Source organism: Natrialba aegyptia DSM 13077 (assembly GCF_000337535.1).
In the GTDB taxonomy this organism is placed as follows: Archaea; Halobacteriota; Halobacteria; order Halobacteriales; family Natrialbaceae; genus Natrialba; species Natrialba aegyptia.
Genome location: NZ_AOIP01000016.1, coordinates 136,895 through 162,661 on the forward strand (window position 1 = coordinate 136,895; position 25,767 = coordinate 162,661).

Genomic DNA, 25,767 nt, shown 5'->3' on the forward strand with positions numbered 1-25,767 from the left:
AGGAAAGACCGACGGCGTCGGTCGAAAAGAAGGGCGCTTGGACTTAGATGTAGTCGATGGCCGGCGGGAGTTCGAGCTTCATGCCCTTGCGCTCGCGGATCTCCATGATCTTCTCGCGCTGGAGCGAGTCGGCCATGACTTCGAAGCCGGCGTTTTCCGTGTTCCAGGAGGCGCGGCCTTCGGTTGCGGAGCGAATGTCGCTGGCGAAGCCGATCATCTCGCCGACGGGGGCGATACCCTCGACGACCATCAGATCGCCTTCCTGGTACATGTCGTCGACGCGGCCGCGACGGCCCTGGATCTCGCCGGAGGCGGCACCCATGTGGTCGTTGGGCACGTCGATACGAACGTCCTGCATCGGTTCGAGCATCTTGATCTGGCCGTCGATCAGCGACTTGTGGACGGCCTCGCGGGTTGCCGGGATGACCTGTGCCGGGCCGCGGTGGATGGTGTCCTCGTGGAGTCGGGCGTCGTGCAGGCGGATCAGCGTCCCCTGAACCGGCTCGTTGGCGAGGGGGCCGTTATCGAGTGCGTCCTCGAGCCCTTCGATGACGAGTTCCATCGTCTCGTTCAAGTGCTGGATACCCTTCGTGTCGTCGATGAGGATGTTCGTCCCGTGGATGTGCTCGACGTTCTGGGACGTGTCCTTGTCCATGCCGGCCTCTTGCAGGGCCTCGCGGCGTTCCTGTTCGGGCATGTCCATCGAGGCCTCGCCGAGTTGGATCGTCTCGACGAGTTCGTCCGTCATCGGTTCGATGGAGATGTAGAAGCGGTTGTGGCGGTTCGGCGAGATGCCCTCGACTTCGGCGCTTGCCTGCTGGGGCTGCTCGCGGTAGACGACGATCGGTTCGCCGGTGTTGACGGGAATGCCCTGGTTCTTCTCGATGCGCTGGGTGATGACTTCGAGGTGGAGTTCACCCTGGCCGGAGATGAGGTGTTCACCGGTGTCCTCGTTGATGGTGATCTGGATCGTCGGGTCCTCCTTGGAGACCTGGCGCAGCGTCTCGATGAGCTTCGGCAGGTCGTCCATGTTCTGGGCCTCGACGGATTTCGTAATGACCGGCTCGGAGATGTGTTCGATCGATTCGAACGGCGTCATGTCGACGCTCGAGACGGTCGAACCGGCGATGGCGTCCTTGAGACCGGTGACGGCGGCGATGTTCCCTGCCGGGACGCGGTCGACTTCCTCGCGCTCGCCACCCATGTAGATGCCGACGCTCTGGACGCGGTTCTTCCCGGCGGTGCCGGAGACGTACAGCTCCTGGCCCTTCTCGAGCGTGCCGGAGAAGACGCGGCCCGCGGCGATTTCGCCGGCGTGGGGGTCGATCCCGATGTCGGTAACCATCAGGACGACGTCTCCCTCTTCATCGACGAGGCGCATGCCCTCGGCGAGATCCGAGTCGACATCGCCACGCCAGATGCGCGGGATACGACGGGGCTGGGCGTCGATCGGGTTCGGGAAGTGCTCACAGACCATGTCGAGCACGACGTCCGACAGCGGCGTCCGCTCGTGGAGTTCCTGGCGCTTGTCCGCGCGCTCGAGTTCCATGATTTCGCCGAAGTCCATGCCGGTTCGTTGCATCGACGGCATGGAGACGCCCCACTTGTACAGGGCGGATCCGAAGCCGACGGTGCCGTCCTCGACGGAGACGGTCCAGTCGTCGATGTCGTCCATGTCCTCGGTCATGCCACGGATGAGTTCGTTGACGTCGCTGATGACCGAGAGCAGACGCTGTTGCATCTCCTCGGGACCTTCCTGCAGTTCGGAGATCAGGCGGTCGACCTTGTTGATGAACAGGGTCGGCTTGACGCCCTCGCGGAGCGCCTGTCGCAGGACGGTCTCGGTCTGGGGCATGGCCCCTTCGACGGCGTCGACGACGACGAGCGCACCGTCGACCGCACGCATCGCGCGAGTCACGTCGCCACCGAAGTCGACGTGGCCGGGCGTGTCGATGAGGTTGATGAGGTGGTTGGTGTCCTCGTACTCGTGGGTCATCGAAACGTTCGCCGCGTCGATGGTGATCCCACGTTCCTGCTCGTCTTCCTCGGTGTCCATCGCGAGCTGCTCGCCGGCAGTCTCGTCGGAGATCATGCCCGCACCAGCCAGCAGGTTGTCGGTAAGCGTCGTTTTTCCGTGGTCGACGTGAGCGGCGATGGCGATGTTCCGGATGTTCTCCGGGTCGTCCATCAACCGTTCACACTCTTGAACGATTTTTTTACGTCGGCCCATATACCCCCCAATACCGGTAGCGGGGTCAAAAGGGTAGTGTTTCGTCGGCGGCAGAATCCGACGCGTATCCCCGTTCGTGCCGTTGAATATCCATTTTGCGTGAGTGAATAACATGCACTAAGAGGGCCGGCGGAGTCGCGGCCCGTTCTGCACTCGAGTTCCACTGACTGCCACCCGGCGTAAGAGACATACCTGCCCATCCCTTGCTATCCTTGCACATGGACATTCGTATCCAGGGTCCCGGTCCGACCTCTCCCTTTCTCAGCGCCCGAGATCTCTTCGAGACCGAACACGACCTCTCACGGCCAGTCTACGTGCGCTTGCGCGATGACCCCGACGAACGTACGTGGGCCGGCCACTACGAGGACCGCCACGTCCTCAACATCTCCCGACAGGCCGCCTCCAGCGCGATGGCCCGTGAACTCGCCCTCCACGAGTTCGCCCACATGGCCAGACACGAACAGGAACATCCCTCGCACACCCAATCGACCGAAGAAGTCCTCTATCTCGCACTCGCCGGCAAGAGCGTCGAGCGGCGAAAACTCACTCACTGCTACCAGATCGCGAACCACATGAAAGACATCTATGCCGACGACATCACGCTCTCGGTCGGCCCCGGCGAGAAACTCCTCTCCTTTCTCGAGTCCGGTCTCGCAATGGCCGTCGCGAACCGCCCGGACACGCCGTCGCGGCCGGGACTGCGACGACTCTCGCCGAGCGCCGATCCCGAGATCACGGCCGTCAACGCGGCGTTCGCGCTCGCGCTCGCGGAGCGCCACGACCTCGTCGACGACGCGCACACGCACCGCCTGTACGATCTCGCCCACGCGGCCGCCATGGACGCCCCCGAGGTCGACTTCGACGGCTTCAGGCGACGCTTTCGTGAACTCGGGCGGGAGACGGATTCGAGCACGTATCGGAAGGCGCTCGTCGACGCGACGCGCTCGTACGTCTCGATGAGTGACCCTGCCGCGGACTGATGGCCACTCGTCCGTGGGTTCCGGCGGCCGGAGCCAATCACGCGCGTTCGGACGGCGTCGTGTGACGCTCGGCGGATACGACGCGCCGAGCGGAGACAAGCGAGAGCGTCGCTCCCCCGAGCAGGAAGAACCCGCCGAGCAACGCCACGGTTTCGAGCGGACCGGTGAGATCGGCGACGTACCCCGCAACTGGCTTCAACGGGGCACGGACGACCGCATAACACATCGACATCGCACTCAGGACAGTTGCGCGTCCGGTCGACCCGATTCGGTCGTTGACATACGTGGTGACCAGCGGCTTCGATAACGCAGCGGCCCCTTTCAGAAAGACGAACACCGGAATTGCAAGCAGCGGGAGAACCACCGGTGCGACAAGCGCCACTGCGACGGCGACGGGTACCCACACGAGCACCGCACGAACCCCGACGAGTTCACGAACGCGGGCCGCGCTATCGCTCGCGATCGCGCTGATGACGGCAAAGCAGGCATAGAGCACGCCCAGGAGTGCGGGCTCTGGGAGTCCAGCAGTCACCCCAATCGCTGTGCCAGCACCCGTCCCGCCGCCCGCGCTCGCACCCATCACTGCCATCGAATCGAGTACCCGACCGAGTACGGTCTCCGCAATCGGCTGGATGAAGGTATCCGCCGCGTTGACGACGGCGAAAAACAGTGCGATGAAGGCGACGAACGGACGCAACGACCCCGAAAACAGGTCCGTCCGGATGATCGACAGCGACTTGCGAACGCCGACCCGGCTCGTCGTAATCGTCCCCTCATCACCGTGTCCGTTGTGTCCGTTCTGCGGGAGCGAAAGAACGATACCGATCCCGCAGGCGTGCAACGCCGCCGATGCAATGAACGGATACGTCGGATGGAACACGTAGAGCAGTCCGCCGGAGATCATCGTCATCGCCGACGTGTACTCGTAGATCGCCCCACCGCGACCGCGCACGCGAGTGAACTCGTCGTTGTCCTCGTTGCTGTCCTTGTCGCCGTTGCCGCTGTTGTCGTCGTTGTCGTCATTGCGCAGGTCCGTCGCGAGCGTCTCGTACAACCAGGCGTCGGCGGTTCCCGATTGAAACGCGATCGAAACGGCCCACAGCGAGTAGAGGACGACGAACTGCCAGTACGCATCGGCGACGACGAATCCGGCGACTGATGCGGTCATCGACGTCATTCCGAGCGCGAGGGCGTTCCGGCGACCGATGCGGTCGGCAGCGTAGCCGGTCGGGACCTCGAGAAGGACGACGAGTACGGCGGAAATGGCACTCAGTAGCCCGATCTGGGTAAACGAGAGGTCGTTCCAGAGCAAAAAGAGCGTGAAGACCGGCCAGATGAATCCGACCGAGTCAGTCACCTGGTAGCCGTAGTATGTCAGAATCGTCGTGTTCGGAAGCCGATCGGCAGGGGACAGCACTAGGCTATCGTCGTATGGCGTCCCGTTTAGTCGTTCCCTGATCGCAGTTTCTGTAAGTAATTCTACGTGTTTGCCACACGGAGTTGTTCAGTGAGCCACGCTGCTCGAGTTCAGGTGTAACTGTGAGGGGTGGCGAAATCGGCAGAGAAGAACGGCTCGATCGGCGTTAGCGAGCGGCCGCCGCGACGCGCTCTTTTTCCTCTTTCTGGCTGACCGCGTAGGTCTGGACGTCGTAGTTCGCTGCGCCGGTGAGCTGAGAGGCGATGGCCTCAGGAACCGACGTGGACGTCTTGAACGAGGCGTTGTGGACGCCTTCGGCGAGGAACTTCAGCGCCTGATCGACGCGGCGCTGGGGCGCGACGTCGACGGCCTTCGGGACCGAGATGCCACCGTACTTGAGGCGGACGGTCTCCTCGCGCGGCGCTGCGTTCTCGACGGCCGTCACGAGGATCTGGATCGGGTTCTCCTCGGTGCGCTCGTGGATGAGTTCGAACGCCTCGCGGACGTAGCTGAGCGTCTTTTGTTTCTTGCCCGTGTTCTCCTCGGTCTGCATGAGCCGGTTGATGAAGCGCTCGACGATGGAGATCTGGGACTTCTGGAACTGCTTGCTGGCGTGGCGACCGGCGGTGTGTGCGACCGGCGTTACGGTGATGTAGCGCTCGGTCGAGGGGTCCTCGTAGGCGATTTCGTCGATTTCCCACGTGCCAAAGAGCTGTGCGCCGACATCTGCACCGCCTGCCGGGGCGTCCGGGTCCGGTTGATCTTCTGCCGCCATGGTTATCGCACCGGTTTCTCCGCGTTTCCGCGAACGAGTTCTTTCAGTGCGACGCCGTTGACCTTGTCGACCTTGTAGTTGACGCCGGAGAGGTCACCCATTGCACGACCCTTCGCCCCGCCGATACCGGCGATGGTAACTTCGTCGTGCTCGTCGATGAACGAAATTGCGCCGTCACCGGGACAGAACGCGGTGACTTGCTTGCCGTTCTTGATCAGCTGCACGCGGACGCACTTTCGGATCGCCGAGTTGGGCTGCTTGGCTTCGATGCCGACTTTTTCGAGTACGATACCTCGTGCCTGCGGCGCTCCCTCGAGGGGGTCTGACTTCTCGCGAAGTCCACGAGCGCGGCGCGCGTAGTCAGAGTCGGACCACCGCTGATTCTGGCGGTCCTTCTTGAGCTTACGCGCGGCGTACTTGCCGTTTGCCATAGTGTCAGTCGCTATCCGACGAAGACACTTAAGCATCCCTGTTTCGATCCGACGTTACGCCACGAGAGCGCTCGATGTACCCCGCTCGCCGGATCTGAGCGTGTTTCGTGAACTCGAGTTATCGCTCGAGCGTCGATTAGCGGGCCTCGGCAGACTGGAGGTTCCCGAACGGCACCGGTCGTCCGTGCCAGACCACGGTCGGTGTGAACGAAGTGGCAGCCGTTCCCGTGAATTCTTATTTGGTGACAGTTCTACCGATATGATCAAAATCGTATGAGTAACGAGAAGCTATTAGTTAGGTGGGTCACATTCTGCAACCAGTATGACAGTCACTACGGTACTTCTCGCCAATTCATGGATTCAGCGACTTCTCGGTTCTAGTGACAGTAGCTCACAATCAGATGATGAACTGCCGACGGTGCACGATCGAATCGGGTACGAGGGATCACTCGAGGATGCGGAGGTTATCGGTCGGAGTCCGCAGTCGTATATCGCTGCCGGCGAATCGGTCTCGACGTTCGTGGGCAAACAGGTGACTACCAAACTCGCCCAGCATGGCCTCGAGGACATCGAGGGCGAGGAGTGGTACTCACTCAAAATCCCACTCGCCGCACTGTACGATATGCGCGATGAGTACGGCGATGTGAGGATGCGGAATATGGGTCGAAACGTCCCCGAGCACGTCGAATTTCCGCCAGAACTGTCCGAGGTCGAGAACGCGCTACCGGGAATCAATCAGGCGTATACCCAGAACCACCGCGGTTCGGAAATCGGGTCCTACGAGTTCGAGCAAGCGGGATCGAACGAGGGAGTGATGATCTGTGAGAACCCGTATCCGTGCGAGTTCGACAAGGGACTTATCAAGGGTGTGGCGAAGAAATTTGCCGACAGCCACGTCACGGTCGAGGAGGTCGGCGATCAGTGTCGATCGGAGGGCGGCCAGCACTGTGAGTATCGCGTCGAGTGGATATAGCCGAGTACGGATTCGAATTCTAATTCGAAGTTAGTACGGATACTCGCGCGGTTCGCGCTGGATCGAGATCCACTTCAGCGTCGTCAGGGTGTCCATGATCCACTCGTCGTTGTACCGACCCATGCCCGACGCACCGACGCCGCCGAAGGCGACGTGGGGTTCGTCGTTCAGCGGTTGGTCGTTGATGTGAACCATTCCTGTCTCTAACGCATCGGCCACGTCACGCGCGCGGGCGACATCAGATGAGTGGACCGATCCCGACAGCCCGTAGTCGGTGCCGTTGGCGATACGGATCGCCTCCTCGTCGGTCTCGAACGGGATAACCGGGGCAACTGGCCCGAAGTGCTCGTTGCAGGCGGCCGGCATATCGGCCGTGACATCCGAGAGCACCGTGGGTTCGATGAACAATCCGTCGTGGTTACCGCCGGCCTCGACCGTCGCGCCGCGTTCGATCGACTCCTCGAGGAATCCGACGATTTTGTCGCGCTGGCTCTCGTTGATGACCGGTCCGACGAGCGTCCCCTCTTCGCGCGGATCGCCGATAGGGAGCTGTTCGGCGCGGTCGGCGAGCCCTGCGACGTACTCGTCGTACAGCGACTCGTGGACCAGGTGGCGGTTGATCGAGATACACTCCTGGCCCTGGTGAGTGAACGAGCCGAACGCGCCAGCGTCGACCGCACGCGCTACGTCGGCGTCTTCGAGCACGATGTGTGCGTTGTTGCCGCCCAGTTCCAGCGCCGGTTCCGTGTACGAGCCGACGGCGCGCTGGCCGACGCCTCGCCCGACTTCCGAGGAGCCAGTAAACGCCATCACTGACGGAACCGAGTGTCCCGAGAAGTGGTCGCCGATCTCGTGGCCGTAGCCGGGGACGACGTTCAGGACGCCCGCCGGCAGACCGGCCTCCTCGAAGATCTTCGCGAGCACGAGGCCGCCCGTCAGTGGGGTGTGCTCGTCGGGCTTTAGCACGACACTGTTGCCAAGCGCGATGGCCGGTGCGACGACCCGACTGGAGAGATACAGCGGGAAGTTCCACGGTGTGATGACGCCGACGACGCCGGCGGGTTCGCGCACGAGCAGGTTCTCCTTGCCCGGCGTAACCGACTCCTTGCGGCGGCCGCCGTCGCGCATCGCCAGCCCGGATCCGACCTCCATCGTCCCCTGGGCAAGTTGCGTCTCGAAGTCAGCCTTCAGTTGGACACCACCGCACTCGACCGCAAACAGTGTTGCAAGGTCCGCAGCGTACTCACCCAGCAGCGCACAGGCATCCGCAACGATCCCGGCACGTTCCTGCGGCGGTCGATTCGCCCACGCCGCCTGGGCCTCGTCCGCGATCGCATACGCCTCGTCGACATCGTCCTCGGTACTCGAAGGGACCCTTGTCAGAGGTGTTCGCGTCGCAGGATTTTCGACTTCGATCAGGTCTCGGTCACCGGCCGGAACCCACTCTCCGTCGAGATACAGCGCGTTCCATCCGTTCTCCGGCGCAATATCGAGTTCATCTACGGCACTCTCTTCGGCAGGGAAATCGTTCGTACCCGGCATACGAACTCCGTCTCAGTGAACGCTGTTTACTGTTTTGGTTATGATATTCGTAGCCAAAAACTACTTGTACAACACTATACAGTAATGACTATCACCGAACGAGATACATACGCCTGCTTAGATATTGTCGACTAATCGATCGAATCGGAACCGACGAGGGCGGCACCAAGCTAGCCACTTGCGTCCGGTGTCTCGACCGCTCGTTTCGTTTACCGTCACCGAGACGAGCACCCGCGAGTTCAACGGAGAGAGTTGAACAGAGAAGGCAGATACCGAAACGACCGGGAAACGACCGGGACCGCTCAAATAAGCTGTACGTCGTCGATCTCGCAGTGTCGATCGGCGAGCCGACGAACGGTCTCGATCGTGCGACCGTTCGATCCGATCGCAACACCGCGGTCGGAATCGGCGACTTCGACGTAGGCGACCGTATCGTTGTTCTCGCTGATCGTCACGTTGTACACCGCTGCGGGTGCAAACGCGTTTGCGACGAACACCTCGGGATCGTCGGCGTCTTCGACGAGTCGAACCGGCAGGCCGATACGCTCCTGGAACTGCGTTACCGTCCGTCCGTCGGGCCCGATCGCCTCGCCCAATTGACCGCTCGCGACGACGATCGTCAACTGAACTCGTGCGCCGTCAGCCCCGGTGTCGATAATGCAGTCGATGCCGTCTGCACCCGTCACCTCCTCGAACGTCTCGAGATACTGCCGGGCGTCGTCGTCGAGGGTTACCGCCATCGATCAGTCTGCTTGGCCGCCGGGTCCGGGATTGATCGATCCCATCCGCAGATCGACGTCGCCGGTCCCGAGTTTGATCGGTTTGCCGACGATGACGTTCTCCGCGACACCGTCGAGTTCATCGATCTCGCCGTGGATCGCTGCGTTCAGCAAGTGATTAACCGTCACCTCGAACGCCGCCCGTGCGAGGACGGAGTCTTTCGATCCAGAGATGCCGTGACGACCGATCGACTCGATCTCGCCGCGATTGGTCATGATGTCCGCGACGAGCATCAGGTGACGAACGTTCACGTCGTCGAGGCCCTGCTCTGCGAGCGTGTTGTTCGTCTCCTCGATGATGGCCTCGCGAGCGGCCTCGATACCGAGGTTGCGGTGGATCTCGTGGATGTTGTTACACGTCGTCCGCGAGGCGTCGACGCCTTCGATCTCGAGTGCGTCGCCGAAGGCAGATCCCTCGGTGTAGAGGACGAATTGCTCGTCGCCGTCGTCCAGTTCCTCGCGGCGGATGACAACGCGGGAGACCTCCTCGATCCCCTTGAACGTGATATCTCGTAGTTCCTCGACGAGTTGGAGCAAGTCGCGGTAGGACGGCTCCTCCGGACCGAACTCGATCTCGGTGTCGTTCTGAATCGCCTTCACGCCGAGGTTGTCCTCGATGATTTCAGCCACCTCGTCGGGCGTGATCAGGCGCTCTTCGAGCGTCTCCTCGTTGAGCGAAATCTGCACGCGCATGTCGGCAACGTTCGTCGACACGTCACCCAGCGCGAGGATCTTCGTCGCCTCGATATTCCAGACGACTTCGTGGGCCTTCTCGCGCTCGGTCGCATATTCGTCCTCGAGATACACCGTCATCATCGGTGTATCCGGCGTCTTCCGGGCGTCGACGAGTTCGATCAGTCGCGGTAGCCCCTGGGTCACGTCGATCTCTGCGACCCCCGCGTAGTGGAACGTGTTCATCGTTAGCTGCGTCCCCGGCTCCCCGATCGACTGTGCGGAGACGGTTCCGACGGGTTCGAGCGGTTCGACGCGGGTGTCGATGTAGCGTGCCTCGACCGCCTTCGCGAGTTCGTCCGCGTCTTCGACGGTCGCGTCGCCGCGGTCCTCCAGGGTTTCGTAGACTTCGTCCTTGAGTCGCCGCGGAAGGTCGGCATCCTCGACGACGGCGATCATGTCGTCGTCGACGGCGTAGTCGACCTCAGTCATCCGAGGGCACCTCCGTTTCCTCGGCAAAGCGAGTATCCGCGTGCTCGGAGAGGTTCGTCGGCTGGCGCTTCGTGCCGAGGAACTCCTCTTTCTCGGCCTCGGAGGCGAACTCCGAGTCCAGGACGCGATCCGCGATCTGGGCGACCTCGATATCGTTATCATCGCCCGAGGAAACCTTGACCGGCGAGGTGCCGTCCTCGCCGAACTCGAACTGGACGATCGTATCGCTCGTGTCCCGAACCGTGCCGTCGTACTGCGCTTCGAGTTCGGAGAGCGCGTTGATCAGCCGCCGCTGCAGATAGCCCGACTTCGAGGTTCGGACTGCCGTGTCGACAAGCCCCTCGCGACCGCCCATCGCGTGGAAGAAGAACTCTCGCGGCGTCAGACCGCTGGTGTAGGAGTTCTCGACGAAACCGTGTGCCTCCGCGGAGAGGTCGTTCGGCTGATAGTGGCTGAGGGTACGATCCTCGTACCCCCGGTTGATCCGCTCGCCGCGAACCGCCTGCTGGCCGACGGCACCGGCCATCTGGGTCAGGTTGAGCATCGACCCACGCGCGCCGGAGTTCGCCATGACGACCGCCGGATTCTCGTCTTCGAAGTGCTCGTCGGCGATGTTCCCGGCGTTGTCGCGGGCACGCGAGAGCGTCTGCATGATCTTCATCTCGAGGGTTTCATCGAGCGTCCGGCCCGGCAGCGACTCGAGTTCGCCGCGCTCGTAGGCCTCGATGAGTTCCTCGACGCGATCGTTTGCGTCCTCGATCGTCTCGTCGATGCGCTCCTGTGCCGCCTCCGGGATCGTCTCGTCGTCGATGCCGATCGAGAACCCGAAGTGCATGATCGCACGCATCGCCAGCGTCGAGACCTCGTTGATGAAGATCCGCGAGCGCGTGTTGCCGTAGACCTTCGTAATAGTGTCGACGATCTCGCCGCCGAACTCGCCGACCTCGTCCTCGGCGACCGTTCCCTCGATCAGCTGGCCGTCCTCGATGACGACCTCGTCGCCGACCGTGCCGGTGAACTCGAGGTTCAGGTCGTCCGGCAGGAGTTCGGAGAAGACGTCGTAGCCGGTCCAGAACGGCTCGCCGGCGTCGTCGATGCCGCTCGGTTCGGGCAGTTCGTCGATCCGGGTCGCACGCAGCAGGTCGAGCGCCTGCGTCTCGTTGAACCGCGGATTGTCGTGGGTCAGGAGGTACATCCCACTGATGTGGTCCTGAATGGCACCGATGATGTTCTCGCCGAAGCGCGGCGAGAGAATCTGCTCCTGAACTCGCATGAGCACGCGGGCCTCGGCGCGGGCCTCCTCGTTTTGCAGCGCGTGCATGTTCATCTCGTCGCCGTCGAAGTCGGCGTTGTACGGCGGGCAGACGACGGTGTTCAGCCGGAACGTCTTGTACGGCATGACCACGACCTCGTGGGCCATGATCGACATCCGGTGGAGCGACGGCTGGCGGTTGAAGATGACGATGTCGCCGTCGACCATGTGACGGTTGACCTCCCAGCCGGCCTGGACCTTCTCCGCGAGTTGCTCGCAATTCTTCTCGGTGACCTTCAGTCGGCGACCGTCGGGTCGGCGGACGTAGTTCGCGCCGGGGTGGGCCTCGGGCCCGTTGGAGACGTAGCGACGAGCCTCCGCCAGGTTTCGCTCCGTGACGTTCATCGTCTGGGTCATCTCCTTTGCGACCCGATCCGGAACGCCGACCTCGTTCAGGCTCAGGGTCGGGTCCGGCGAGATGACGGTCCGTGCGGAGAAGTTCACACGCTTCCCGGACAGCGAGCCGCGGAATCGACCCTCCTTCCCCTTCAGGCGCTGCGAGAGGGTCTTGAGCGGCCGACCCGAGCGGTGGCGGGCCGGCGGCGTTCCCGAAATCTCATTGTCCATGAAGGTGGTGACGTGGTACTGCAGCAGTTCCCAGAGGTCCTCGATAATCAGCTGTGGCGCTCCCGCCTCACGATTCTCCATAAACCGCTGGTTGATCCGGATGATGTCGACCAGTTTGTGCGTGAGGTCGTCCTCGCTGCGCTGGCCGTTGTCGAGCGTGATCGACGGTCGCGCCGTCACCGGCGGGACGGGGAGGACGGTAAGGATCATCCACTCCGGGCGCGAGCGTTCGGCGTCGATGCCGAGCACTTCGATGTCCTCGTCCGGAATGGCCTCGAACCAGTCCCGGATGTCGCTCGGCATCAGCTTGTTCGTGTCCTCTTCCGTGAGGTCGATATCCAGCGCCTTCTCGATCGCTTTACGCTGACTCTCGCGCGGGCGGAACGACCCCGAGAGAATCTCGTTGATCCGCGAGAGTTCAATATCGGTCTCCTCGGCGAGTTCGTCCGGCGAGGTTCGCTCGATGCCTTCCTCCTCGTCGCCCTGCATCGCGCCGGCGATTCGCTGGGAGTACTCGCTGGTGAGGACCTGCTGGACCTCGTAGTAGGTGGTCGGCTTCTCGTGGTCGATGTCGTACTGGATCTCGCCGCAGAACGGACAGCGATCCTTCTTTCGGGCCTGCCGAATCGCGGCCTTCGTCACGTCGTTTAGGTCCCGACCGAGCTTTCGCGATTCGTCGATCTGGTCGCGGAACTCGCCGCGTTCGTCTTCGGTCAGCAACAGGCGCGAACACTCGCGACAGGTGCCACGCAGGAGCCGGCGGATGAGCTTCGTAAAGCCGACGTGGATGACCGGCGCGGCGAGTTCGATGTGGCCGAAGTGGCCGTTACACGACCCCGAGTGCTTCCCGCAGGTCTTGCACTCCAGACCGGGGTCGATCACGCCGAGCCGCGGGTCCATCAGCCCCATGTCGATGGGGAAACCGTCGTCGTCGTAGGTGTCGGCGGTGATGATCTTCGTCGCGCTCATCTCCCGGTACTCCTCGGGCTCCATCAGCCCGAAGTTGATCGATCCGATATCTTTTGGTGTACTGTTTCGCATTGTTTTAGACAGCGTCTGCCAGTTCCAGTCGCGGTGCGATTCCCAGCGCCTTCATTTCGTCCAACAGGAGCTTGAACGCGTAACTCATCTCGATTTCGTGGATATCCGTCTCCTCGCCACAGTTCGGACAGTAGACGCGCCGTTGCTCGACGTTCTCGACCGCGCTCATCCCACACTGCCCGCAGACGTTGATGAACTCGCGGTCGGACTCGTCTAAGAGCCGTTCCTTGAGCGTCATCGCGGCACCGTGACCGATGAAGACGTCGCGTTCCATCTCCCCGATACGGAGGCCGCCCTCGCGGGCCCGCCCTTCGGTCGGCTGGCGGGTCAACACCTGCACCGGCCCGCGCGAACGGGCGTGCAGTTTGTTCGAGACCATGTGGTAGAGCTTCTGGTAGAAGATGATCCCGACGAAGATCTCGGCCTCGATTTTTTCGCCCGTCACGCCGGAGTACATCGTCTCCTTCCCGGCGGAGTTAAATCCGGCATCCTCCAGCCCGTCGCGGAGTTCGGACTCGTCCTCGCCGAGGAAGGGCGTCCCGTCGACGCGCCGTCCTTCCATCGCGCCGAGCTTGCCGCCGATCATCTCGAGGATGTGCCCGACCGTCATCCGCGACGGCAGCGCGTGCGGGTTGACGATGAGGTCCGGCACGACGCCGTTCTCGGTGAAGGGCATGTCCTCCTGGGGTGCGAGGTGGCCGACGACGCCCTTCTGTCCGTGGCGGGATGCGAACTTGTCCCCGAGTTCAGGAATGCGCTCGTCGCGCACGGAAACCTTCGAGAGTTTCGAGCCGTCCTCGCCTTCCATCAGCGTGACGGTGTCGACGACACCCGACTCGCCCGAGCGCATGGTAACGGAGGTCTCGCGTCGTTTCTGTGGCGAGAGGCCGCCCATGTCGTCCGGCTCCTCTAAGAATCGCGGCGGACTCGTCTTGCCGAGCAGGACGCTGTTTTCGTCGACGTCCGTCTCGGGGTTGACGAGGCCGTCTTCGTCCAAGTGCGCGTAGGCGTCCTCACCGCGTGCGCCGCGGACGTCCTGGGAAGGGACCTCGAAGCGGTCCTCCTGACCGCCCGGATACCGTCGTTCCTCGCCCTCGTAGGTCCGGAAGAAGTGCGAGCGGGCGAGCGCGCGCTCGACCGAGGCCTTGTTCATGACGAGCGCGTCCTCGATGTTGAATCCCTCGTAGCTCATCACGGCGACGACGAAGTTCTGGGCCGCGGGCCGGTCGTCGAAGCCGATCTGCTCGGTCGTCTGGGTCTTGACCATCGAGAGCTGCGGGTAGTGCAGCAGGTGCTGGCGCGTGTCCGGCCGAATTCGGTAGTTGGCCGAGGGCAGCCCCAGCGACTGCTTGACCATCCCCGCCCCCATCGTAATCCGCGGCGACGCGTTGTGTTCCGGATACGGAATCATCCCCGCACCGATCCCGAAGATGAGCTGCGGGTCGATTTCGAGGTGGGTGTGATCCTCGTTTAGATCGTCCTCGTCGACGGCGACGTAGATGTCCTCCTCCTCCTCGGCGTCGATGAACTCGATGTAGCCGTGATCGACGAGATCCTCGAACTCGAGTTCGTCGTTCTGGAGGGCTTGGATCTCCTGATCGGAGATTCGCGGTTCGCCGTCTTCGACGACGAGCAGCGGGCGGCGAGCGCGGCCCGCATCGGCGTTGACGATCACTTCGCGGGTGCGTTCTTTGACCGAGACGTTGACCATCTCGCTAACGTCGCCGATTCGTCGTGCTTCGCGGATCTGTGCTGCAAGCTCGTGCGGGTTCGGGTGCGTTCCCACCAGCGACCCGTTGACGTAGACCTTGGCGTCTCGTTGTTGGCTGCTCATGATTGATTAGTCGTCTGCCGGTGATGTCGTTCGTTCGATGCCTTCGAGACCGGGAATCCCTTCGACCCCCATCGAGGCGAGTTCGCGTTTGAGCGCTTGCTCGTCCTCGATGTTCTGGGAGAGTTCCATCGCCTGCGCGAAGTTCTTGACCAGTCCACAGTTCGGTCCCTCCGGCGTCTCGGAGGGACAGATGCGACCCCACTGGGTCGCGTGGAGGTCTCGCGCTTCGAAGTGTGGCTGACTGCGCGAGAGCGGGCTGCGCAGGCGGCGAAGGTGTGAGAGAACCCCCATGAAATCAGTTCTATCCACCAGTTGGGAGACGCCGGAGCGGCCGCCGACCCAGTTCCCCGTCGCGATCGGGTGCTCCAGGCGTTCGGTGAGCACGTCCGAGCGGACGACCGTGGAGACCGACAGGTTCCGGTTTCGCATGTTGGCGCGCTCGAGCTGGTACTTCACGTCGCGTGCGAGCTTGTTCAGCGCCGTCCGGAACAGGTCTTTCATCAGGTCGCCGGAGACCTTCAGCCGCTTGTTGGCGTAGTGGTCCTTGTCGTCCGCCTCACGACGGTTGAGCGCGAGCTCGAAGCAGGCCTCGGCCATCCGACAGAGGTAGTGGGCTTTGTTGATTCGGACGTCTTCTTCCTCGACGCCGTCCTCGTGGAGATGCGGCAGGAGATAGCGGTCGATAACGTAGTTCGCTCGTTTGAGCTGGTAGTTCTTGCCCTGGCCGGAGGCGACGCGTTTTCCGAGTTCTTCGATGGCACCCTCCTCGGTCTGGACGTCCGCCTCCTCCAGATTTTCGAGCATGTACTTGACGACCTCGGGGTCGTTCGAGACCTTGTGGACGATCTCTTCGTCCGATTCGAGGCCGAGGGCACGCACGAGCGTCACGAAGTTGATAGAGCCGGAGACGGAGGGGAAGCTCACCTCGAGCAGGCCGTCACGAGTTCGTTCACAGAGGACGAGCGCGCGGTAGCCACGGCGCTGGGAGAAGGTCTTTGCGACCTGGATCTCGTCGCCGTACTTGGTGTCGTATTCGGCGAGGATCTTGTTCGGCGCGAGGTCCTCGCTGGTCATCAGCACGCGCTCGGAGCCGTTGACGATGAAGTATCCGCCGGGGTCCGCCGGATCTTCGCCGATCTCGATCAGTTCCTCGTCCGAGAAGCCGGCGATGTTACACTTATCGGAGCCGACCATGATCGGCATCCGGCCGATCTTCGTCTCCGTGGAGTCGACGACTCGCTGGTCGCCTTCCTCGCCCTTGACGATCGACATCTCCATGAAGACCGGTGCGGAGTAGGTGATGTTTCGGAGGCGGGCCTCCTGTGGGTAGAGGAGTTCTTCGGAGCCGTCGGCCTCCCGAACGCGGGGCGTGACGACACGCACGTCACCGAGTTCGACGTGGACCGGTTCTTCGCCTTCCTTGTCGCCGATGTCCGTATCGATGGTTTCCTTCTCGTCGACGACCTCCTGCATCCCCCGGTTGAGGAAAGAGTTGAACGAACGGTAGTGATGTTCTGCGAGCCGTTCCCTCGAGAAGTATTCGCGTGAGATGTCCCGTCGTTTCTCGCGGTTGAGTTCCATTGCCATTTATTCCACCACAAGTCGGTATACGACTGCCTGATCGGTTGTACGTGAGTCGCGGACGATTTTGATGACGTCGCCGAGCTCCGCCTCGTCCGGGATCGCGGGATCGGTCCGTTTGATTTTCGGCAGATCTGTGCGGTCGATGTCGTACTCGGAAAGGACCTCCTCGAGCGTCTCCTCCTCGAGGATGGAGTGGTCCGGCACGAGTTCGTGTTGGCTTACGTCTACCATGTATTGATGTGCGTGTGCGCTATTGGGAGAGAAGCGGCTGTCACGAGATACTACAGCCACGTAGCGGCGGCAAGCATTTAACGGTTTCTAACTCGACTCAGAAGCGTCGCTGTTCGACCGGGCGGACCTGACCGGAGTAACCGATCACACTCGTGAATAGCCGATTCTCAGTTAAATTCCTTGTGGGTCATGTGAAGGACCCACACAATAATGCGAAAGTCACGGGCAGTTGTGTCCCGATTTCCCGTACCACGGCGCGTTCAATTGGAAACCCTTAATACTCTCACCGGGAAACCAAGAGTTGCAAGCCCGGGTGGTGTAGTGGCCTATCATACAACCCTGTCACGGTTGTGACGCGGGTTCAAATCCCGCCTCGGGCGTCTTCTTCGATTTCAACTTCGTGAGCGACCGGTGTATCCGTGTCGCGAACACACTGAATCGAGGAGCGACAGAATCAGGATTTGAAAACAAAGAGTCGCACGCCCGGACCGGTCGAACAGAGTGAGACCGCAGCCCGGAACGTCTCTGTCAGGTTCAAATCCCGCCTCGGGCGTCTTCTTCCGAGCACAAGTTTGGTAAGCGACGCGTCTAGGTTCAATACCGGTTGATGATCTACGCGGTGAGTCACGCCGTTATCCGGACGAATTGGAAACAATCCGTGACAGTTGAGTCGCGTGAACTCGTTTCGGATTCCAGAACACTTTCCCGATCTACTGGGTGTTATTGATAGCAACCACGGTTACGGGTGCGAGATAGGCTGTCCCAGCGGCGAGTTCATAGCTGTCCGAATAAGCACATGATGGTGAGTGCAGAACAAAACCCTTAATACTCTCACCGGGAAACCAAGAGTTGCAAGCCCGGGTGGTGTAGTGGCCCATCATACAACCCTGTCACGGTTGTGACGCGGGTTCAAATCCCGCCTCGGGCGTTCTCTTCGATTTCAACTTCGTAAGCGACCGGTATAGCCGTGTCGCGAACACACTGAATCGAAGAGCGACAGAATCGGGATTTGAAAACAAAGAGTCGCACGCCCGGACCGGTCGAACAGAGTGAGACCGCAGCCCGGAACGTCTCTGTCGGGTTCAAATCCCGCCTCGGGCGTCTTCTTTCGCGAACAAGTTCGACGAGCAATGCGGTAGTATTTCTCTTTGTCTAGAAGTGGACCACTCGATGGATTTGAATCAGCGAGTTCAGGAGGTCGCGGATAAATTGGGCTCGGCCGCAGGTTAGCGGTCGAAGTGGTAGAGAACCGCTGTGCTCGGACAGCGACGCTGCGATCATTTTTATCGGATTGAGAGCCAACTACGCTATGCGGAACTCAAAGGACATTGGAGACGAGACAGAAGCCAAAGCAATAGCAACACTACTTTCGTGTGGGTACAGCGTCTCGATCCCGTTCGGAGACAACGATAAATATGACTTACTCGTTGATAACGAGGGCGAGATCTATCGCATTCAGTGTAAAACCGGATGGGAAAACAAAAAGAACACGTTCCGGTTTAATACACACACTCAAACGACACGTAATGGGACATATCACGAGGACATATACCAAGGTGAAATCGACGCGTTCTTCGTCTACTACCCCGAAAACGGCACGTTTTATTGGATCGATGCAACCGATGCCACTGAACAGAAAATGGAACTTCGATTCGAGTCTGAAATCGATCATCCATCGATAAATTGGGCAGAAGAGTACGTATTTACGGGCGAGATATGAGAAGCAGGGAGTAGTCTGCAGACGGAACAACGAGCGAACGTCCGCTACTGCGTCACAAACAGTATCTATTTAGTACTTGTTTCGATAGTGTCCAATAATACTAGCTAGAATTCCCCTCTCTTTAAGACAATGTCACAGTCGATCACCGTCCTCGTCGTCGACAACGAGCCAGGATTCGCCGACCTCGCCGGAGAGATGCTCGAACGCGAACGATCCGAACTCGTCGTCGAGGCAGCAACGAGCGGGGAGGAGGCGCTCGAGTTCATCGAGCAGCGCGATGTCGACTGTATCGTCAGCGATTACGAGATGCCGGATTTGACGGGACTGGAGTTGCTCGAACGCGTTCGAGAGGACGACCCCGAGATTCCGTTTGTGCTCTTTACGGGACGGGGGTCGGAGGCGGTTGCGAGCGAGGCGATCGACGCGGGAGTGACCCAGTATTTGCAGAAGGGGACGGGGCAGGAGCAGTATACGTTGCTCGCGAATCAGATTACGAACGCGGTCGCCCAGTATCGGGCGGAGACGGAGTTGCGCGAGAGCGAGCGCCGATACGAGCGGACGGTGACGACGCTCCACGAGACGACGCGGGAGCTGATGCGGGCCGAAACGAAGACGGAAATTTACGAGACAGCGGTCGAGACGGCGGCGGAGATGGGAGGTGTGGTCGCTGCTGCGGCGTACGCGTTCGAGTCGACGGCGCGGGTGCTCGAACACGTCGCCTCGGCGACGGCTGAGGAGACCTGCGGGGTTGTCGATTCCGAGATCGAAGCCCCGCGCGAAGACGACCTCGTCTGGGAAGCGTTCTCGGCGGGGACGACAACCCGGTACGAGGCGTGTACGCGGTCGGGTGGGATTTTGAAGACCGAGCTGGTTCAACGAAGCGAAATCGTCGTTCCGCTCGGCTCTCACGGAGCGTTAGTTGCGGGGACGGACGCGGAATCGTTCGACGAGACGACGGCCGAAGTCGTCGAGATACTGGCGGCGAATACCGAAGCAGCGCTCGATCGGGCGGAACGCGAACAGTTGCTCCGCGAGCACGACCGGACGTTGACCCGCCAGAACGAGGAGTTGACGCGGCTCAACCACATCAACGAGATCATCCGAGAGATCAACCACGGGGTCGCACAGGCCTCGACACGCAGCGGGATCGAATCGACCGTCTGTGAACGGCTTGCCGACACCGACCGCTACCGGTTCGCCTGGATCGCAAGCGATGATCCACCGGTGCCGACGGCCTGGACCGGCGTCGATGCGGCGTACATGGATCGCATTCGAGATGCGGACAACCATGCCCCGGAGGTGACGCTGATTCAGCAGACACTCGAAACGGAACAGCCCTGTGTCGTACGGGATGTACTCGAGGCTGAATCGTGGGAGCAACGCCGAGCAGAGGCGCTGACCTACGGCTTCCGGCGCGTCCTCGCCGTGCCGCTCACGGACGGCGAACGCGAGTTCGGCGCACTCCTGGTCCACATCGGCGGCGGCGACGAGATCGGCGACGCCGAGCGCGAGGTACTTGCTGAACTCGGCGAGACCATCGGCCACGCGATTCATTCGGTCGAACGAACGCGAGCGATGCTTACGGACAGTCGGCTCGAACTCGAACTCGAGTGTCGAGACCCCCGGTTGCTTTTCAATCGGCTGACGACCCGTATCGACGAACCGCTTACCGTCGCGGGCGTGATCGACCGACCGAACGACGAGTTCGTCTGTTTCGTGAGCGCGCCGTCGTCGGTGGATCTCAGCCCGGTTGCGGACGAATGGGCAGTAATCGAGACCTGTTCGGTCGTCTCGGACGGCGACGACGAGACGCTCTTCGAGGTGACGGGATCGACGACGCCGCTAATCGACGTGTTACGAACGTACGACGTGACGGTTCGGACTGCGGTCGCCGAGGCGGGGACCTCGACGCTCGTCCTGGAGGTGCCAAAGCAGGTCGAAGCACGCACGCTGTTCGAGGCGATCAGCGAACGCTACCCGGACACCGAACTCGAAGCGCGCCGCGAGACGGCGAGTGCGCGGTCGGCCCAGCAACTGGATACGCATCTCGAAGAGGAGTTGACCGACAAGCAGTACGAGGCGTTACAGGCGGCCCACTACAGCGGCTTTTTCGAGTGGCCCCGGGAGAGTACCGGCGAGGACCTTGCAGGGGTGCTCGACGTGTCCTCGCCGACGTATCAGTACCACCTTCGGGCCGCGGAGCGAAAGCTCGTCACGCTGGCACTTGGTCGGTCATCTAAATAATTAGTATATCTATGAGTGACTACCTACATAGCTAGAAACTATACTTAACCACCAGCCAATCGTATCCGTAAGTGGCGATCTGCGAAGGCTGTCGCCACCCCCTAATCCCCCACCCCCACTTTCCGTAATTCCGCACACCGTAACGTAGCGATACTATAACGACACCGGTGAGCCAGTGCTGTGCCGATCGTTCCTCCCAGCAAAGACAGGGGCGTCAGTCGTCAGTGATCGACCGCGCGATCCCACTCGATCCAGTCCTGTTCCCAGCCCCGTCTGGACTCGGCGCGTCGACGGGCGTGTTCGCGGTCCTCACGAGCCGTCCGATTTCGTTCGATAGCGCCGAGTTGCTCACCGTCGACGAGGAGTGGATCGAACGAAACCGGGCCTCGCTCGGAGCGCGACCCGTCGGCCGAGACGGCGACGAGTCGCTGTTGCTGGGTTCCCTGTGGAACGACCAGTCGGCCGTCCGCAGCCAGTTGCTCCACCAGGGCACGCGGCGGCGAAACGACGGCGGCTTCGAGCAGAATGCGATCGAACGGGGCGTACTCGGGAAGCCCATCCGCGCCGTCCCGGCAGTCGACGAGCACGCCGTCGTAGCCCGCATCCGCGAGGTTCTGGCGGGCTTCGATCACGAGCGGCCGTGCGATGTCGACGGCGTGGACGTTCGTCTCGCCGACGAGTTCAGCCGCGAGGGCGGCGGTGTAACCCACACCGGCACCGATGACGAGGACGGAGTCGTCGGCGGTTGGCGCGAGTGCGTCGAAGAGCCGAGCGACGGTGCTCGGCGCGAGCACGCGCGTCCCGAGGACTTCGTGCTCGCGATCGGCGTAGGCCGTGCGATCGTCGTCGACGAACTCGTGGCGGGGCACGTCCCGCATGGCGACGGCGACGGCCTCGTTCTGGAGGACGTCCTTGGCCGGGGACTCGAGTCCGTCGACCATGTCCTCTCGCAGTACCGCGGGGTCCATAGTCGACGTATCCGACGAGCGAGTATGAATGGCGCGCTTGCGCTGCGGTCGGTTCGCGGACGCCGTCTCGGACGACCCCGAGGTACTCGCCTCGTCCATCCATAAAGAGCACCGTCACCGAACGATCAGCCGCGCATCTGGACGAATCGAACCGCCCCGTGTTCGGTTCGATCGAGTGCCTCGGTTCCGGGTTCTCCGGATTCTCCGGATTCAGTCGCGCGTTTCGTCGCCTCGACGAGCGTCTGCCGGCCGGTCCCGATCGGCGCGAGGATCGCTCCCTCGGGCTGGAGTTGCTCGATCACGGGGTCGGGTATCGACGCCGTCGCACAGGTGAAATAGACCCCGTCGTAGGGGGCGTGTTCGGCCCATCCCTCGCGACCGTCGCCGACGCGAACGGACACGTCACCGTAGCCGATCTCCGCGAGCGTTTCCCGGGCCGATTCGGCGAGTTCAGCGCTGAACTCGACGCTGTAAACGTTGGCCGCGCCGGCGAGTTCGGCGGTGACGGCGGCGTGGTAGCCACAGCCGGTGCCGATTTCGAGCACGTCGTCGCCCGGGTCGGGATCGAGCCGCGCGGCCATGATCGCGACCATGTGCGGGGCGCTGATCGTCTGGCCGTCGCCGATGGGTAGGGGCCGATCGGCGTAGGCGCTTTCGCGTCGATTCTCGGGGACGAACTCGTGACGCGGGACCGACTCGAGGGCGTCGAGCACGCGCTGGTCGTCGATACGGCGGGCGACGGTTCGAACCAGGCGCTTGCGGGCGGTCTCGTAGTCGTCGGGGTCGTTGGGGTCGTTGCGGCCGTTACGGCCGAAGCGATCGAACGGGGCCATGGTTGTGTGTCGTCGCTCGCGAGCAAGAGAATGACGGGCGCACGTGCTGGCCGTGTGCGGAATCAGGTGTCTCAACGCGTTTTGTGCGGTTCGTCATCGAACGGCCCCGAATAGATCCGATGGAGTCGAACGGAACCGAACGGAGTCGAACGGAACCGAACGAAACCGATGGAGCCGGCGACAATCGCGCCACCGTCTTCTGGGCTACCAGGCGGACCACGCACTCGTCGTCTGATCGTACGCGTAGACCCGCTTCGTGTCCTTTGCGGGCACCGTATCGCCTTCTATCTCGTATCGGTCGCGGTCGTACCCCTGAACCGTATCGCGGACGACGAACGCGTCGATCTCGAACTCGTCGTCGCCGAACTCCTCGATCTCGCCGACCTCGAACTCGTAGTCGCCAGGGACGTGGACCGTAATGCTTCGGCTGTCGTCCCGCGAGCCGTCCTGCGGGTGGATCGTCACGCTGACCGAGACGTTGTCGACCTCGCGCGTCCAGACGGTCTGTATTTCGTCCGCAGGAGCCTCCTCGACACGTTTGTGCCCCTCGAGTTCGATGCTCGTGACGCGGACCGTCGAGAGGACGGCCTCCGTTTCGAGGATGAACTCGTCGCCGACTTCGACGGGTTCGTCTTCGGGGGTGGTGACGTTCGCCGAGAAGGACTCGCCGTCCTGGGAGACGATGACGTCGAGCGTGACCTCCCGCTCTCGTTCGGGCTGGACCTTGTGGACGTGGCTGCACTCGCTACAACGGACGGTGAGGGTGCCGCCGCCCTCGGTGAGGACCTCGTGCACCGTCTCGAGGTCCGGCGAGCACGACGGGCACGCCGTCGGAATCCGCTCCGGAATATCGTTCATAGCACGTCGTATACGCTACGTGCCTAAAAGGCGATTGGACCGCGAATCGGTCCGAGTACTCGATAGCGGCGGGCGTTCTCGCCCACTGTCTCGGGCGGGCAGTCGTCGCCAGTCGTCAGTCAGTCGGTCGTTGTCAGTCGTCACTCGGCCGGTTCGTTTTCGTCGCCGAGAGGCGTCACCCGCTGGCCAGCGTGGACGTATCCGCGCTCGTGCGAACGCGACTCCGTGTCCGGATGCGCCGTCCTGACGTTGTCGAACTGCACCGGGAGCCCGGCCCCGAGGAAGAAATTCGGGCGATCCTGCACGTGAAAGTGGAGGTGCGGTTCCGTCGAGTTCCCCGAGTGCCCGCAGCGGGCGATTCGCTGGCCCCGGTCGACGCGCTCTCCCGGTTCGACCGCGACGCTGCCGCGCTGGAGGTGGGCGAGCACGCTGAACTCGCCGCCCGCGTGTTCGATGATCACGTTGTTCCCCAGGATGCTCCGCTGGAGCGGGTCCAGCCAGCCGTCGGTCCGGTGGTAATCGCGGTGGTCGGTTCGCACGCTGACGACGGTCCCGTCGGCGGGAGCGAGGATCGGCTCCCCGAAACAGTAGAACTCGTCGGGCGGGCCGCGGTCGCCCGCGGTCGTTCGCCCGTCCTCGTCGGCGATCACGAAATCGTAGGCGTACCGCTGGGCGTACAGCCCCCAGGAGTGGGAGTACTCGCGGTCCGGACTCCCGTTGATGACCGTCCAGGTCCCCTCGAACGGCAGCCGGTAGTCAACCTCGCTCTCGTGGTCCGCAGGCGACGGCAGGCTCCCCCGGTAGCGCGCAAGGACCGGCAACTGGCCGGCCATCTGTCCGATCCCGGTGACTAACAGCACGGGCTGGAACTGAATCAGGAGCATTGCGACGATCATCCGAATGGAGGTTCCTCGGTCGTCCGTCTCGAGCCAGTCTCTCGGTGCCGGATCAGTCCGGTCGCCGTCCGAATCCGAACCCGCACCCGTGAGTAGTCCGGGGATCAACTGAAGAATCGGCCAGAAGGCCGCCAGAAAGAAGAGCGCGAACAGTTTGAGCTCCTCGAGCGAGTCGAACACGTAGCCGGGGATCGACAGAAATCCGAGCAGCGAGACGGTTATCGGGTCGGGAAGGCGACGCGTGATCGCCCTCAGCCGGCCCGGATCAGCCCCTGCATCCGAATCGACCGGATGTCGTATTGCCATACTGCTCCACACAGACCGAGTCGGGATCAACGTTTGGCGAAGAACGTTTCTATAACCATTCCAATATCTTTCGCGACTCAGTCAGTCGTGAACTCGAGTTCAGCGACCGAACCCGTCTCGTCGAGGGTCGCCCGAACGGTCGTATCGCCGATGTCGACCGACAACCGAACGCGGTTCGGGTCCGTCCCGCTCGACTCGAACTCGAGTTCGACGGCGGACGTGACGGGGTCGAGTTCCCACCAGTACTGCGTCCGCAGGGGGCGATCCTGGCGGTGGTACAGCCGTTCGATTTCGGGGTGGGTGAGGAGCGCGAATCCGACCGGAACGGACCAGGCAGCGCCGCAGGCGTCGCAGGCGGCGGTAAAACGGACGGACTGGCCCGCTGTGTCGTCGCCGCTGCTGTCGTCAGCCGACTCGAACTCGGGTGAAATCGACGAATAGCACTCCGAACACGTCCCGTTGACGACCAGTTCGTACGACTGGAAGGCGAGCGTCGTCGCGAGTTCGATCAGGTCTTCGATCGACGCGCCCGCCGCTGCGTTCGGCGGCAGCGCCCAGACGAAAAGCGGATGTTCGTTCTCGCAGGAGACGGTGAGGATCCCGTCTCGGTAGGTTGCGGAGACGGCCGCCCCGCAGAACGTACACGCGCTGTCGACCGGCGTCGGTCCGAGTGCGTCGGTGTCGGTGTAGGTTCCGGCGACGATCGCAGTGAGCACCGCTGAGCCCGCGTACGTGAGCCGGTAGCCACCGTCGCACTTCTCGACGAACGCCCCCCGGAGTTGCTCGAGGTGGTAGCGAAACTGGCCGGAGTCGCGGAGGCCGACGGCTCGCCTGAGCGTCGAAAACTGGACGACCGGAGTGGCCGCCGCCTGCTGGTGCTCGAGAAACGCCCGGAGGATATCGACGCGAATCGAATTCCCGAGCGCGGCGAAGGCGTCCGCGGGATCGACGCGCGCGGGAGCGGCGTCGTCCGCGTCTGCGTTTTCCGCGGTGAACTCGTCCGGGTCCGGATCCGTGCCCGTATCTGTCTTTCCGTCCGCGTCCATTCCGGCGTCGGAATCAGTTGGCGTATCGTCCATGGC

General features: G+C 62.3%; 20 protein-coding genes and 2 tRNA genes. 6 read left to right on the forward strand and 16 right to left on the reverse strand.

Annotated features, from left to right (window positions below):
* Positions 1–43 precede the first annotated feature (43 nt).
* Positions 44–2,230: an elongation factor EF-2 gene (locus C480_RS07385; RefSeq protein WP_006664996.1), complete on the reverse strand. Its 2,187-nt coding sequence runs from the start codon at positions 2,228–2,230 to the stop codon at positions 44–46.
* A gap of 218 nt (positions 2,231–2,448) precedes the next feature.
* Between C480_RS07385 and C480_RS07390 the strand changes: the two genes are divergently transcribed.
* Complete coding sequence (locus C480_RS07390) at positions 2,449–3,210, forward strand: DUF5781 family protein (RefSeq protein WP_006664997.1); 762 nt, start codon at positions 2,449–2,451, stop codon at positions 3,208–3,210.
* A gap of 37 nt (positions 3,211–3,247) precedes the next feature.
* Here the strand turns inward: C480_RS07390 and C480_RS07395 are convergent, their stop codons facing one another.
* From C480_RS07395 to C480_RS07405, 3 genes are all read right to left on the reverse strand, one after another.
* On the reverse strand, positions 3,248–4,627 hold the full coding sequence (locus tag C480_RS07395) for an MFS transporter (protein ID WP_006664998.1): 1,380 nt from the start codon (positions 4,625–4,627) through the stop codon (positions 3,248–3,250).
* A gap of 166 nt (positions 4,628–4,793) precedes the next feature.
* The gene (locus C480_RS07400) at positions 4,794–5,402 is read right to left on the reverse strand and encodes a 30S ribosomal protein S7 (RefSeq protein ID WP_006664999.1); all 609 of its coding nucleotides are present in this window, start codon (positions 5,400–5,402) and stop codon (positions 4,794–4,796) included.
* 2 nt (positions 5,403–5,404) lie between these two features.
* Positions 5,405–5,833 carry a 30S ribosomal protein S12 gene (locus C480_RS07405; RefSeq protein WP_004267302.1) on the reverse strand — a complete coding sequence of 143 codons (429 nt, stop codon included), beginning with the start codon at positions 5,831–5,833 and terminating at the stop codon, positions 5,405–5,407.
* 418 nt (positions 5,834–6,251) lie between these two features.
* Between C480_RS07405 and C480_RS07410 the strand changes: the two genes are divergently transcribed.
* Positions 6,252–6,806, forward strand: a complete 555-nt coding sequence (locus C480_RS07410) for a 4-vinyl reductase (protein WP_006665000.1) — start codon at positions 6,252–6,254, stop codon at positions 6,804–6,806.
* A gap of 30 nt (positions 6,807–6,836) precedes the next feature.
* Here C480_RS07410 and C480_RS07415 read toward each other — a convergent pair whose 3' ends face one another.
* From C480_RS07415 to C480_RS07445, 7 genes are all read right to left on the reverse strand, one after another.
* Positions 6,837–8,348, reverse strand: a complete 1,512-nt coding sequence (locus tag C480_RS07415) for an aldehyde dehydrogenase family protein (RefSeq protein ID WP_006665001.1) — start codon at positions 8,346–8,348, stop codon at positions 6,837–6,839.
* 302 nt (positions 8,349–8,650) lie between these two features.
* Positions 8,651–9,088 (reverse strand): NusA-like transcription termination signal-binding factor, encoded by a 438-nt coding sequence (locus C480_RS07420; RefSeq protein WP_006665002.1) that lies wholly within the window; start codon positions 9,086–9,088, stop codon positions 8,651–8,653.
* Between the two features lie 3 nt (positions 9,089–9,091).
* Positions 9,092–10,291 carry a DNA-directed RNA polymerase subunit A'' gene (gene rpoA2, locus C480_RS07425; RefSeq protein WP_006665003.1) on the reverse strand — a complete coding sequence of 400 codons (1,200 nt, stop codon included), beginning with the start codon at positions 10,289–10,291 and terminating at the stop codon, positions 9,092–9,094.
* The gene (locus C480_RS07430) at positions 10,284–13,211 is read right to left on the reverse strand and encodes a DNA-directed RNA polymerase subunit A' (protein ID WP_006665004.1); all 2,928 of its coding nucleotides are present in this window, start codon (positions 13,209–13,211) and stop codon (positions 10,284–10,286) included. The genes rpoA2 and C480_RS07430 overlap by 8 nt, the downstream gene beginning before the upstream one ends.
* Positions 13,212–13,215: 4 nt before the next feature.
* Positions 13,216–15,045 carry a DNA-directed RNA polymerase subunit B gene (rpoB, locus tag C480_RS07435; RefSeq protein WP_006665005.1) on the reverse strand — a complete coding sequence of 610 codons (1,830 nt, stop codon included), beginning with the start codon at positions 15,043–15,045 and terminating at the stop codon, positions 13,216–13,218.
* 6 nt (positions 15,046–15,051) lie between these two features.
* A complete protein-coding gene (locus C480_RS07440) occupies positions 15,052–16,632 on the reverse strand; it encodes a DNA-directed RNA polymerase subunit B'' (protein WP_006665006.1) in 1,581 nt (526 codons plus the stop codon).
* Entirely contained in the window at positions 16,633–16,860 is a 228-nt protein-coding gene (locus C480_RS07445; RefSeq protein WP_006110585.1) for a DNA-directed RNA polymerase subunit H, read from the reverse strand.
* 307 nt (positions 16,861–17,167) lie between these two features.
* Here C480_RS07445 and C480_RS07450 point away from each other — a divergent pair.
* The 4 genes from C480_RS07450 to C480_RS07465 all read left to right on the forward strand — a co-directional run bounded on the left by C480_RS07450 (position 17,168) and on the right by C480_RS07465 (position 20,824).
* A tRNA-Asp gene (locus C480_RS07450) sits at positions 17,168–17,240 on the forward strand.
* Positions 17,241–17,715: 475 nt separating this feature from the next.
* A tRNA-Asp gene (locus C480_RS07455) sits at positions 17,716–17,788 on the forward strand.
* A 381-nt stretch (positions 17,789–18,169) separates the two neighbouring features.
* Positions 18,170–18,580 carry a group I intron-associated PD-(D/E)XK endonuclease gene (locus C480_RS07460; RefSeq protein ID WP_006665007.1) on the forward strand — a complete coding sequence of 137 codons (411 nt, stop codon included), beginning with the start codon at positions 18,170–18,172 and terminating at the stop codon, positions 18,578–18,580.
* 129 nt (positions 18,581–18,709) lie between these two features.
* Complete coding sequence (locus C480_RS07465; RefSeq protein WP_006665008.1) at positions 18,710–20,824, forward strand: bacterio-opsin activator domain-containing protein; 2,115 nt, start codon at positions 18,710–18,712, stop codon at positions 20,822–20,824.
* 221 nt (positions 20,825–21,045) lie between these two features.
* On the opposite strand, the gene C480_RS07470 is transcribed toward C480_RS07465, so the two are convergent.
* The 5 genes from C480_RS07470 to C480_RS07490 form a co-directional block, all read right to left on the reverse strand.
* Entirely contained in the window at positions 21,046–21,792 is a 747-nt protein-coding gene (locus tag C480_RS07470) for a protein-L-isoaspartate O-methyltransferase family protein (RefSeq protein WP_049903443.1), read from the reverse strand.
* Positions 21,793–21,917: 125 nt separating this feature from the next.
* Positions 21,918–22,625, reverse strand: a complete 708-nt coding sequence (locus C480_RS07475; protein ID WP_006665010.1) for a protein-L-isoaspartate(D-aspartate) O-methyltransferase — start codon at positions 22,623–22,625, stop codon at positions 21,918–21,920.
* Between the two features lie 204 nt (positions 22,626–22,829).
* Positions 22,830–23,483, reverse strand: coding sequence for an HVO_0476 family zinc finger protein (locus tag C480_RS07480; protein ID WP_006665011.1), 654 nt, complete (start codon positions 23,481–23,483; stop codon positions 22,830–22,832).
* Between the two features lie 140 nt (positions 23,484–23,623).
* Positions 23,624–24,685 carry a M23 family metallopeptidase gene (locus C480_RS07485; protein ID WP_006665012.1) on the reverse strand — a complete coding sequence of 354 codons (1,062 nt, stop codon included), beginning with the start codon at positions 24,683–24,685 and terminating at the stop codon, positions 23,624–23,626.
* Between the two features lie 77 nt (positions 24,686–24,762).
* Complete coding sequence (locus tag C480_RS07490) at positions 24,763–25,764, reverse strand: winged helix-turn-helix domain-containing protein (protein WP_006665013.1); 1,002 nt, start codon at positions 25,762–25,764, stop codon at positions 24,763–24,765.
* Between the last annotated feature and the right edge of the window lie 3 nt (positions 25,765–25,767).

Coding starts and splice junctions, on each gene's coding strand:
- C480_RS07385 (WP_006664996.1), bottom strand. CDS start 2,230: ATGGGCCGACGTAAAAAAATCGTTCAAGAGTGTGAACGGTTGATGGAC.
- C480_RS07390 (WP_006664997.1), top strand. CDS start 2,449: ATGGACATTCGTATCCAGGGTCCCGGTCCGACCTCTCCCTTTCTCAGC.
- C480_RS07400 (WP_006664999.1), bottom strand. CDS start 5,402: ATGGCGGCAGAAGATCAACCGGACCCGGACGCCCCGGCAGGCGGTGCA.
- C480_RS07405 (WP_004267302.1), bottom strand. CDS start 5,833: ATGGCAAACGGCAAGTACGCCGCGCGTAAGCTCAAGAAGGACCGCCAG.
- C480_RS07415 (WP_006665001.1), bottom strand. CDS start 8,348: ATGCCGGGTACGAACGATTTCCCTGCCGAAGAGAGTGCCGTAGATGAA.
- C480_RS07420 (WP_006665002.1), bottom strand. CDS start 9,088: ATGGCGGTAACCCTCGACGACGACGCCCGGCAGTATCTCGAGACGTTC.
- rpoA2 (WP_006665003.1), bottom strand. CDS start 10,291: ATGACTGAGGTCGACTACGCCGTCGACGACGACATGATCGCCGTCGTC.
- C480_RS07430 (WP_006665004.1), bottom strand. CDS start 13,211: ATGCGAAACAGTACACCAAAAGATATCGGATCGATCAACTTCGGGCTG.
- rpoB (WP_006665005.1), bottom strand. CDS start 15,045: ATGAGCAGCCAACAACGAGACGCCAAGGTCTACGTCAACGGGTCGCTG.
- C480_RS07440 (WP_006665006.1), bottom strand. CDS start 16,632: ATGGCAATGGAACTCAACCGCGAGAAACGACGGGACATCTCACGCGAA.
- C480_RS07445 (WP_006110585.1), bottom strand. CDS start 16,860: ATGGTAGACGTAAGCCAACACGAACTCGTGCCGGACCACTCCATCCTC.
- C480_RS07460 (WP_006665007.1), top strand. CDS start 18,170: ATGCGGAACTCAAAGGACATTGGAGACGAGACAGAAGCCAAAGCAATA.
- C480_RS07465 (WP_006665008.1), top strand. CDS start 18,710: ATGTCACAGTCGATCACCGTCCTCGTCGTCGACAACGAGCCAGGATTC.
- C480_RS07470 (WP_049903443.1), bottom strand. CDS start 21,792: ATGGACCCCGCGGTACTGCGAGAGGACATGGTCGACGGACTCGAGTCC.
- C480_RS07475 (WP_006665010.1), bottom strand. CDS start 22,625: ATGGCCCCGTTCGATCGCTTCGGCCGTAACGGCCGCAACGACCCCAAC.
- C480_RS07480 (WP_006665011.1), bottom strand. CDS start 23,483: ATGAACGATATTCCGGAGCGGATTCCGACGGCGTGCCCGTCGTGCTCG.
- C480_RS07485 (WP_006665012.1), bottom strand. CDS start 24,685: ATGGCAATACGACATCCGGTCGATTCGGATGCAGGGGCTGATCCGGGC.
- C480_RS07490 (WP_006665013.1), bottom strand. CDS start 25,764: ATGGACGATACGCCAACTGATTCCGACGCCGGAATGGACGCGGACGGA.